Source organism: Microbispora sp. KK1-11, from assembly GCF_006874435.1.
Lineage (GTDB): Bacteria > Actinomycetota > Actinomycetes > Streptosporangiales > Streptosporangiaceae > Microbispora > Microbispora catharanthi.
The window spans coordinates 25,626-34,562 of sequence record NZ_VIRJ01000054.1 but is presented as its reverse complement, the minus strand read 5'-3'; the positions used below and the strand labels follow the sequence as shown (position 1 = coordinate 34,562).

The 8,937-nt window shown below is 67.4% G+C and carries 11 protein-coding genes, 1 tRNA gene and 1 pseudogene; 2 read left to right on the top strand and 11 right to left on the bottom strand.

The genetic code is table 11. The features are described 5' to 3' along the window. Nucleotides 1-262: pseudogene (locus tag FLW16_RS41425) on the bottom strand (xylosidase); the annotation flags it as partial. 241 nt (nt 263-503) lie between these two features. Beyond that, on the bottom strand, nt 504-635 hold the full coding sequence (locus FLW16_RS45765) for a hypothetical protein (RefSeq protein WP_260616168.1): 132 nt from the start codon (nt 633-635) through the stop codon (nt 504-506). A 131-nt stretch (nt 636-766) separates the two neighbouring features. Between FLW16_RS45765 and FLW16_RS41420 the strand changes: the two genes are divergently transcribed. Continuing rightward, nucleotides 767-1,711 (top strand): Gfo/Idh/MocA family protein, encoded by a 945-nt coding sequence (locus tag FLW16_RS41420; RefSeq protein ID WP_142566460.1) that lies wholly within the window; start codon nt 767-769, stop codon nt 1,709-1,711. An 18-nt stretch (nt 1,712-1,729) separates the two neighbouring features. Here the strand turns inward: FLW16_RS41420 and FLW16_RS41415 are convergent, their stop codons facing one another. Beyond that, the gene (locus FLW16_RS41415) at nt 1,730-3,331 is read right to left on the bottom strand and encodes an alpha/beta hydrolase (protein WP_260616167.1); all 1,602 of its coding nucleotides are present in this window, start codon (nt 3,329-3,331) and stop codon (nt 1,730-1,732) included. A gap of 353 nt (nt 3,332-3,684) precedes the next feature. Here FLW16_RS41415 and FLW16_RS41410 point away from each other — a divergent pair. Continuing rightward, nucleotides 3,685-3,761: transfer RNA gene (locus FLW16_RS41410), tRNA-Thr, on the top strand. 161 nt (nt 3,762-3,922) lie between these two features. Here FLW16_RS41410 and FLW16_RS44275 read toward each other — a convergent pair. The 8 genes from FLW16_RS44275 to FLW16_RS41385 all read right to left on the bottom strand — a co-directional run bounded on the left by FLW16_RS44275 (nt 3,923) and on the right by FLW16_RS41385 (nt 8,937). After that, nucleotides 3,923-4,090, bottom strand: coding sequence for a hypothetical protein (locus FLW16_RS44275; protein WP_185949830.1), 168 nt, complete (start codon nt 4,088-4,090; stop codon nt 3,923-3,925). A 112-nt stretch (nt 4,091-4,202) separates the two neighbouring features. Further along, nucleotides 4,203-5,012: a hypothetical protein gene (locus tag FLW16_RS41405; protein ID WP_142566459.1), complete on the bottom strand. Its 810-nt coding sequence runs from the start codon at nt 5,010-5,012 to the stop codon at nt 4,203-4,205. Between the two features lie 347 nt (nt 5,013-5,359). Next, nucleotides 5,360-6,586 (bottom strand): tyrosine recombinase XerC, encoded by a 1,227-nt coding sequence (xerC, locus tag FLW16_RS41400; RefSeq protein WP_221891560.1) that lies wholly within the window; start codon nt 6,584-6,586, stop codon nt 5,360-5,362. Further along, a complete protein-coding gene (locus FLW16_RS41395; RefSeq protein WP_142566458.1) occupies nt 6,586-6,768 on the bottom strand; it encodes a helix-turn-helix domain-containing protein in 183 nt (60 codons plus the stop codon). The genes xerC and FLW16_RS41395 overlap by 1 nt, the downstream gene beginning before the upstream one ends. Next, complete coding sequence (locus tag FLW16_RS41390; RefSeq protein WP_142566457.1) at nt 6,758-8,131, bottom strand: replication initiator; 1,374 nt, start codon at nt 8,129-8,131, stop codon at nt 6,758-6,760. Before FLW16_RS41390 ends, FLW16_RS41395 begins: the two co-directional genes overlap by 11 nt. A 115-nt stretch (nt 8,132-8,246) precedes the next feature. After that, nucleotides 8,247-8,381 carry a hypothetical protein gene (locus tag FLW16_RS45760; protein WP_260616165.1) on the bottom strand — a complete coding sequence of 45 codons (135 nt, stop codon included), beginning with the start codon at nt 8,379-8,381 and terminating at the stop codon, nt 8,247-8,249. After that, nucleotides 8,378-8,554: a hypothetical protein gene (locus FLW16_RS44270; protein ID WP_182903542.1), complete on the bottom strand. Its 177-nt coding sequence runs from the start codon at nt 8,552-8,554 to the stop codon at nt 8,378-8,380. The genes FLW16_RS45760 and FLW16_RS44270 overlap by 4 nt, the downstream gene beginning before the upstream one ends. Nucleotides 8,555-8,577: 23 nt before the next feature. Then, nucleotides 8,578-8,937, bottom strand: a complete 360-nt coding sequence (locus FLW16_RS41385) for a hypothetical protein (RefSeq protein ID WP_142566456.1) — start codon at nt 8,935-8,937, stop codon at nt 8,578-8,580.

Sequence of the window (8,937 nt, the reverse complement as noted above, 5' to 3'; positions counted from 1 at the left end):
CGTGGTCGGTCCAGTTCACCATGTCGGCCGACGACCAGACCCGCCAGTCCTTCATGGTGAAGTACGTCGATCCGTCCTCGTCGTGCCCGGTGTAGAGGTAGACCCGGCCGTTGTAGACCAGCGGCGCGGGGTCGGCGGTGTAGATGGTCTGCACGATCGGGTTGTCCGCCCTGGCCACCCCCGCCGGGAGCAACGCCAGCACGCACAGCAGGCCCACGATCCAGGCGACCGTGCGCCTGGACAGTGACAAAGCGGATCTCACATGCGCCTCCTCAGGTGGTGGTCGCTCTCCATGCGCTTTAATCGGGAGTAAAGTAATGTGAGCGCTAACAATTTACGGATGGCGACCGTAGCCGTGTGGCGGAGCCAACCCCATGCGCGATTGGCGGTCAAGGCGCAGGGCCCGCGAAGGCGGCGGTCAGCGGCCGGATCACCTGTGCCGAACTGGGTATCGGAGTTCCGCTGAGGGACCACCGCTTGTGAAAGTTTCACATTCAAGGAAATTAACGTACGGGCACGTGGGCGATCTTTCCGAAAGCCCCGGCGTCGAAGGTCACGCTCGTGACGCCCGGCGGCGCCGGCACGTAGAAGAAACCGCGGTTGCCCGTGCCCGGCTTGACGTTGAACGTCGCCACCTGGTCGGTCAGGGGGTGGTGGACCTTGCCACCGACCGGGTCGACGAGAGGGATGCGGTAGCTGAGGAGGTCGCCGCGTCCGGGACGACTCTGTACTCCTCTGTACGGTTGGCGCGAGGAGGACGCCTTTCATGAGCGATCGGGTCAGGGTTGGGTTCGTCGGGCTGGGGATCATCGCCCGCAGCCATTTCGAGGTGCTCGCCGAGCGGCCCGAGGTCGTCGCGGAGTTCGCCGTCGACCCCAAGGTCACGGAGCCGCCCGCGTTCCGCGAGACGACGCCCGCGCACTACCGCGACCTCACCGAGGCGCTGGGCGCGCACCAGCCGGACCTGATCGTGATCGCCACTCCGACGCAGACGCATGAGGATCTGACGACGCAGGCGCTGACGCTGTCCTCGGCGAGAGTGCTGGTGGAAAAGCCGCTCGTCCACGACCTCGCCGCGCTCGCCCGGCTCCGCGAGCTGGACGGGAAGGCCGACGTCCGCGGCCGGGCGTTCACCGCGCACCACTTCGCGTTCGCGCCCGAGGTCCGGTGGGCGGCGGAGCAGATCGCCCGGCATCCCGAGTGGGGTCCGGTCACCCGGGTCACCTCGGCCTTCTACGACCCGTACATCCTGCGAGGCGAGCAGGCGTTCGCGTCATACGTGTCGAGCTGGATGGACTCGGGGGTGAACCAGCTCAGCATGCTCGCCCGCTTCGTCGAGCCGAGCGCGCTGACCTCGCTCCGGCAGATGGACGACGGCGCGAGCGCCTGGGCCACCTGCGAGTACCGCTCGCGCGGCAGGACCGGTCTGGCCTCGCTCCGATCGAGCTGGCTCACGGGCGAAAGCAGCAAGGGGACGACCTTCACCCTCGGCGAGACCGATGTAGAGGTGGTCATCGATCACACCGCGAACACCGGCTTCGCCGCACGGGCGGGCACCCTGCTCGCGGCGTACGGCCACGACGGCCGCACTCCCAGGAAGGCGGCGCGCCACCGGCCGCTGTACGAGAGCCTGCTGTCCGACGCTCCCGATCCCGTGCTCGGCTTCGACACGACCGTGACGATCACCGAGCTGCACCATTCGAGACCCTGAGCTCCCGGGCCGCGCCCGTCAGCCCGTCTTTGGGCAGACGGTGCCGTTCTTGGGAGCGCGCAGGGCGAGCAGGTAGTCGTCGACCGCGTTGTCCACACACGTGGAGCCGCTGCGGTAGGCCGTGTGTCCGTCGCCGTCGTACCCGAGGAGCACGCCCGAGGTCAGTTCCGAGGCGAGCCCCTGAGCCCACTCGTACGGCGTGGCGGGGTCGCGCAGCGTTCCGACGACGAGGATCGGCGGCGCGCCGGCGGCCTTGAGCGGCTTGTCGGTGCCGACGGGCTTCGCGGGCCAGTAGGCGCAGGGCAGCGAACCCCACATCACGAACGGCCCGAAGTGCGGCGCCGCCTTGGCGGCCTCGCCCGCGGCCTGCCGGTAGGCGTCGAGCGCCTTGGGGAACGGGTGGTCCACGCAGTTGACGGCCATGTTCGCCTCGGTCTGGTTCGAGTACGAGCCGTCGGACCGCCGGTCGACGAGCAGGTCGGCCATCCGGAGCAGGTCCGTCCCGTTGCCCTCGTTGATCGCCTTGCCCAGGGCCTCGCGCAGCCGGGGCCAGGCCGTGCGCTCGTACAGCGGGGTGGCGATGCCGATGACCGCCCAGGCCTCGTTGACCACCCGGCCGTCGCCGAGGTCGTTCTTCAGCGGCTGCCTGTCGGCCTTCGCCAGCAGATCGCTGATCTCCTGCATCGCGCCGTCCACCGTACGGCTCTTGAAGGGGCAGGAGCCGTTGAGGAAGCAGTCCTCGACGAATGCCTTCAGCGCCACCTCGAAGCCCTTCGCCTGCACCTCGTTGGACTTCAACGACGGCACGGCCGGGTCCACCGCGCCGTCGAGCACGAGTGCCCGCACGTGCTTGGGGAACAGGTCGGCGTACATCGCGCCCAGGTAGGTGCCGTACGACTTGCCGAGGTAGGTGAGACCGGGGTCGCCGAGGACGCTGCGCAGGACGTCCATGTCCCTGGCCGCGTCGGCCGTGCCGACGTGGGGGAGCAGACGGGCCGACTTGGCTCCGCAGCTGTCGGCGAACAGCTTGGACTCCTTGTCGAGCGCCGTGACCTCGGCCGGCGTGTCCGGGCTCGAGTCCATCCCGATGTACGCGTCGAGCTGGGAGGCCGTCATGCACGTGACGGGGGTCGACTCGCCTACGCCGCGGGGGTCGAACCCCACGATGTCGTACTGGGCGCGCACCTTGTCGCTCACCACGGATCGGGCGGCCCGCGCGTACTGGATGCCCGAACCTCCGGGCCCGCCCGGGTTGATGAGCAGGGAGCCGGCGCGCTTGCCGGTGGCCGGCAGGCGGATCACGCTGAGTTCGATGCGCTCGCCTGAGGGCTTCTTGTAGTCGAGGGGCACCTGGATCTTGGCGCACTGGAAGCCGTCGCCGCAGGCGCGCCACGTGGGCCGCTGCGCGTAGAACGGGCGCAGTTCGGCCGTGGGCGCCTCGACCGCCGGCTGTGCCTGCGCGCCGGTGCTCGGCTGCTCGGAGGTGGCAGGGGCGTGGCTGGAACACGCCGTGAACGGCAGCAGCGCGGCCAGCGCCGCGACCGCCATCCGCCGGCTCGGACCGCCGCCGTACCGCGTACGCAGCGGTGTGACCTTCGCTTTCTGTCCGGCCGATCGCATACCTGTCGTTTCCCCTGCCGTCGCCTGCGTGACGAGGACCAGCATGCCGCCTGGCGAGGGCGGGCGGCGACCTCCCGGCGAGGGCCGCGAAGGATGAGGTCAAATGTCTGGCGGCCCGTGGGCGCCGTCGGGCGAGACGGGGCGGTTTTCCTGTGACAGATGCGCCTGGTATGCCACGTTTCCGCTGGTCATCGGGTAAAGGGAGACCCTGTAGGCGGCTGGAAAAGTTTTACCGATCTCCGTGGTGCGCATCCGGCTTCCGGAGCGGGATCAGAGAGCCGCGACGCTCCCGGCGGCGGCAGTGCACGAGAACCGTGATGACCCTGTAGACTGTGCGAAGCCGTTCGCGGCGTGCCGCCTTAGCTCAGTCGGCCAGAGCACTTCACTCGTAATGAAGGGGTCAAGGGTTCGATTCCCTTAGGCGGCTCCAGCTCAAAGGCCCTCCCGGAAGCTCCGGGAGGGCCTTTCTCGTTCTCGTACAGCAACGCGTACAGCAACGGCTTCGCATGCAGGCAAGCTGGTGATCAGCGTGCAGCCTCCAGCGTTCGCTTCTCCAGGCGCGCTGGACGCGGCCATCGTGATTGACGGGAGCTAATGTGTCAGTTCCCAGATCATGAAGATCGCCGGAATCGCGCTGAGCAGCAGGGCCAGCTTGACCTTGATGGTGACGGTGAAGCGGATATCGAGGTCAGCATTGGCGTGTGCCGTGGCCTCGATCGGCTCGGTGGCCATTGGATGGGTAGTGTTGGTGGTGTTCACAGGTTCTCCAGTGGGGAATCTTTTGCGGCGGCTTCCGTGCCTGCGGGAGCCGCCGCCTTGGATGACGTAGACGAGCCCGCCGGCGGCGGTCCGCGAACTGAGGGATGGGGAGTCACTGAGCGCTCGCCTCGGAGTCGCCCGATTTCGCGGGTGCTGACGCTTGCCGTGGCCGGGCGAACGGCGCTGTCAGTCGGTAGTAGACGTCGTACGTGTAGCCCTTTGGTGCGCTTGCCGTGGCCCGATAGGCGTCACGTCGGATCAGGACTCGCTTGTCCACTAGACCCTTCAGCGCCTTTTGCGCAGTGTCCTCGGAGACGCCGTACCACCTCTCGACGTTCTCCGCGGTCAGCTTGAACTCGGACTTTTTGAGAAGAGACAGGCAGATGAGGAGCATCGCCTTCTCTCGTGGCTCAAGACGCTTGTGCAGCGGATCATCCGCTAGCCAGTAGTCAAAGGGGATCCGAAAGTAGAGGTCGTCAGCACCGCCCTCCGGAGGGCTGTACTGCTCCTCAGGCGGAGCTTCGCCGCTTTCCGGCCGTGGGGTGATGCTGGCCTGGTTGCCTTTCCTGGCGCGAGAGACCAGCCCAAGCTTCTCCAGGCGAGCCCATGCTTTGGAGATCGCACCGGTGTTGTGGTCTCCCTTGTCGTCGACGAGGTCAAGGGCCCGGGCCCAGTACCGTGCGTCACGTGTGACGTCGTAAGGCGGGGAGGTGGCCAGCGCCATGAGGAGGAGGTAGAGGTCAAGCGCGACTGCGTCATGATTCTTGACGATTGTGCGCAACGGCCCCGGCTTGGATGTGCCGTCGGGAAGGCGGATCTGGACGAAGGAGGTGCGGATGCGAGCCGCCCTGCCCTTGCGCTTGGCTCCGTCAAGGAGGTACTGCAAGGTGCTGCGGGAGTCCGCGATCTTTTGCTTCGGCATGTCTAAATGATGCACCTGAGGGTCGAAAAGCGCTGCCCTCTGGGCTTGCGAAGAGTTGCCGCGGGAGCAGGAACATTAGTAGACCCGTCGGATAACCAGGATGGATAACCGTGATGGATAACCATCCAACTACCAGTCTGCTGGCTTGCGGCGGCATCGCTGATCGTTGGCATATCGGTATGGACCTCTATGCTCTCTGCTAAGAAACTCGCGGTGTCGGCACCCGTTTCTCGCGCTCAGCTCTGGCAAGGCCCCAGAACCTACCTATTCACCCCATTACTTGCCGAATAGTGCAATGCGCCCAGGAAGGCGGGCGAACTGCCTTCCTGGGCGTCAGAGAGAGACCTTCAGGTGTCGAGATTCTGGTTGAGTCGATCAAGCGCCTTGCGGGTCTCGGGTGAAGGAACCTGGGTGTAGACGTTCATGGTGACGGAGATCTGGGAGTGGCGGAGGATGCGCATCGCCACGCGGGGGTGAACGTCGAGCGCAGCCAGGAGCGAGGCGCAGGTGTGCCGAGTGTCATGGACTCGGATTCTCGGTACGTCGGCGTTCCTGCAGTGCATCTCAAATGACCGGTTGAAGTTCCGCGGTTCGATCGGAGTGCCGTACTTCGTGGTGAAGACGAGATCGGAATCCTTCCACCGCTCGCCGACGTCCTTCCGCGCGTCGTCTTGGACGCGTCGACGGTGCTTGAGGGCGGTCACGCACAGCCCGGGGAGCGGAAGCGAAGCAGCCGAGTCCTCAGTCTTGGTCGTGTCCCGGTGGAGGAGTTCGCCCCGTACGCGGTTGAGCTGATGGGAGATCCACAGCTCTTGGCCGGTGAGGTCAACGCAATCCCAGGTCAAGCCGAGGACTTCCCCCCGTCGAAGACCGAGCGCCAGCGTGAGTACGAAGGCTGCGTAGAGCGGCTCTTCCACGGCCCGAAGGTGTTCGAGGAACCGGCGCGCCTCGTCGACGCTCCACGTGTCGTGCTTTCGCTTCTTGCTGCTCTTGCTCGCGCTAGGCAGCGTGGTCAACGCCACGACGTTCTTGGAGATCAGTTCTTCCCGGACGGCCTGACCGATGGCGGACCGCAGGACCCGGCGAATGCTGGCGATGGTGCCGCGAGACGGGTAGCTCTTGCAGCACTTGCCCTTGGAACAACACCGCTTAGCCTCCGGACGCTTGAGATCCTTCTGCTGATCGCAGCAGGTGCAGAGCATCGGAAGCGTGTTCAACCAGGTCTGCACCTCGCGCACGGTCAGCTTGTCGAGCCGCTTCTTGCCGAGCCCGGGAATCATGTAGAGCCGGACGAGCGCCTCGTAACCCGCGTAGGTCGTGGGCTCGCGGTTGGGCTTGACGACCTCGGCGAGCCAGCGATTGAGGTACGCCGCCACCGTAGGGTGTTTCGTCGGCACCGGCCCCTTGCTGGCCAGCTCGTGGAGCTTGAGCCACTTCGCGTGAGTCTCCTCACGGGTCTTGCCGTAGGCCCACTTGCGGGTCCTCTTGCCCTCTGGAGTGGTCACCCAGACGTAGCCGGCCCACCCATCCTTGTACGGGAAGACGGAGCCCTCGCCGTTCGAGCGCTTGCCCATCAGGCGGCCTCCTCGCACAGTCGGGTCACGTAGTCGTTCAGGGCGGCGACAGGGATGCGGCGGCAGCGTGCGTTGACGATGATTGAGGGCAGCTCGCCAGAGCGGATCAGGCAGTAGAGCGTCCATCGACTGATCTTGAGCGCGGCCATCGCTTCGGGGACGGTGAGCATCTCAGGCGTCATGAGGACCTCCGGGAGCAGCCAGCGGAGTGCCGGTGATGGCGGCGGCAAGGATGGCGTCTCCGGCGGAGAGGCCCTGTCCGGCGTACTGCCAGTGGGCAATGACGAGGACGGTGTCCTCGTCGAAGAGGGGGAGCCGCCCGGTGCTGATCTGCTCGTCCCGTCTGTGCTCGGCCCGAGCGGCGCGGAGGGCGCCGAGGGTCGTGGAGTAGCGGCGGGATTTGGTGGAGAAGTGGCCGCGGAATCCGAGCATGTGCGCCCAGTGGGTCAGCCGGAGGTCGGCCAGCTCGTCGAAGGCCCCGAGGCGGAGGCATTCGGCGATGAGCCGCCGGGCGTGCTCGCGAATGGGCAGGGCCGCGAGGTCTTCCAGGGGTTGGATGCGCCGGTCCAGGGTGCCGACGCATTCGGTCGCCTTGGTGGCGTACTTGGCGATGTAGCCGGCAACCGCCTGTTCGGTCAGCTCGCCGTCCATGGTGATCGGCCGGGTGTCGAGCTGGGCACCCCACCGGAGGACGCGCGAGGGTTGGCCGTCGTAAGCGGGGACCTTGGCCGTGACCACGGTGGCGGCGTGCTGGACGGCGTGGTTCAGCACGTCGACCGTCGCCCAGGCAGGGGGCGGGGAGGTGGGTCCGTCCGGGCCGTCGAGGCGGATGACGGCGTGCAGGTGGACGACGCCGCGTCGCTGGTATTCGGCGACCTTGGCGAAGGAGACGACGAGCTGGGCGGCGAGGTCCTTTTGGGCGAGCCCAGCGAGCTTGGCCAGGTGCCGGCGAAGGGCCAGGGTGAAGCGGCGCCACAGCTCCGGCGCGGTGGCGTTGAACAGCACGGAGCCGGTGTAGTCGTAGCAATCTGGGCACAGCGGCTCGCCAAGGCATGTCTCGTCGGCCCCGTGCCGGACCGCGCAGGACATGACCCGCCCGTGCGGGCAGGTCTCCGCGTCCCGGCGGGGGTGGCAGGGTAGGACGCGGCCGTCCTTCTCCCGCCGGGAGTGCACCTCACCGAACGAGGGCGCGGTCAGGGTGACGAACAGGCACGGGTGGGAGGCGACCGTCTCGGGGACGCCCTTGCCTCCGACGAGGCCCGCGCGGACGAGGTGGTAGGTGTCGGCGCGGTAGGTCTCGGCGCAGGAGGGGCAGCGGGAGGCGCGGCGGGTCTTGCACGGGACGCGCAGGAGGCCGTCCGGTTCAAGGCGGGTGCTGTAGCGGTGGAGGAGCTGGCCGGTGGCGCGGTCGTAGTGCTCGACCTTGCCGCGCAGGTGGATCGGTTGGCGGCAGCCGCCGGTCCGGCGGATCTGACTCGCCCACCGGGCGTATTGGGGGTCGTGGAGCCGGGTGATGAGTCCGGCGATGGCGTGCTTGGTTGGCATGATGGGTGCGTCCCTTCCGGGCTGTTGGGTTCGGTGTGGGATGGCCCCCGACGTGACGGACGTCTTGGCGGATGTGTGGTCACGCCGGGGGCGCTGTGATCAGCGGTGCGGGCGGTCAGCAAAAGCCGAGGCCCTCGCAGTGGCGGCAGGTCTCGCCGTAGCTGTCGAGGCCGCCCCCGCCGCAGTGGCAGCACTGCCAGCGCTTCGGAGTGATCTCGACGGCCGGGGCGTCCTCGTTTGGGGTGGTCACGCGATCCACCTCGTTTCGGTGCGCTTGGGCGCGGTGTTGATGAACACGCGCCAGGTGTAGGCCCGGCGGCGACGCCGGACGATCGGCGAGACGGAGCCGACCGGGAGAATGGTGCGGATCTTGTTCACGGCGTAGGCGATCTCGGCGTCCGTGCCGTCGATTCGGATGCGCATGATCGAGTACCTCCTTCCGTTGGTTAGGCGGCGTGGGCCGGGTTGACGGTGGTGTCGGGGATGATGCAGTCCTCGTAGGAGGTGACCGCCTCGTACCGCGCGCGGGCGTCGGCGAGGACGGCGATCGCCTCGTAGTGGACCGGGCCGAAGCCGAGACTGGTCGAGTAGTGGCTGTAGAGCAGGCCTCCGGGGTTGATGGCGGCGCCCAGCAGTCCCGCGATGCGGTCGATCTCGGCGCGCATCAAGGCGTCGTCCGTCCGTTGAGGGAAGTACGTGATCCTGATGGAGGTGCGCGGGACGGGGACGTCCGGGTTGGCGTCCAGGAAGTCGGCCAGGGCGCGGAGGCCGGCGATGGTGGCCGTGCGGTGGTCGGTGGTGGACAC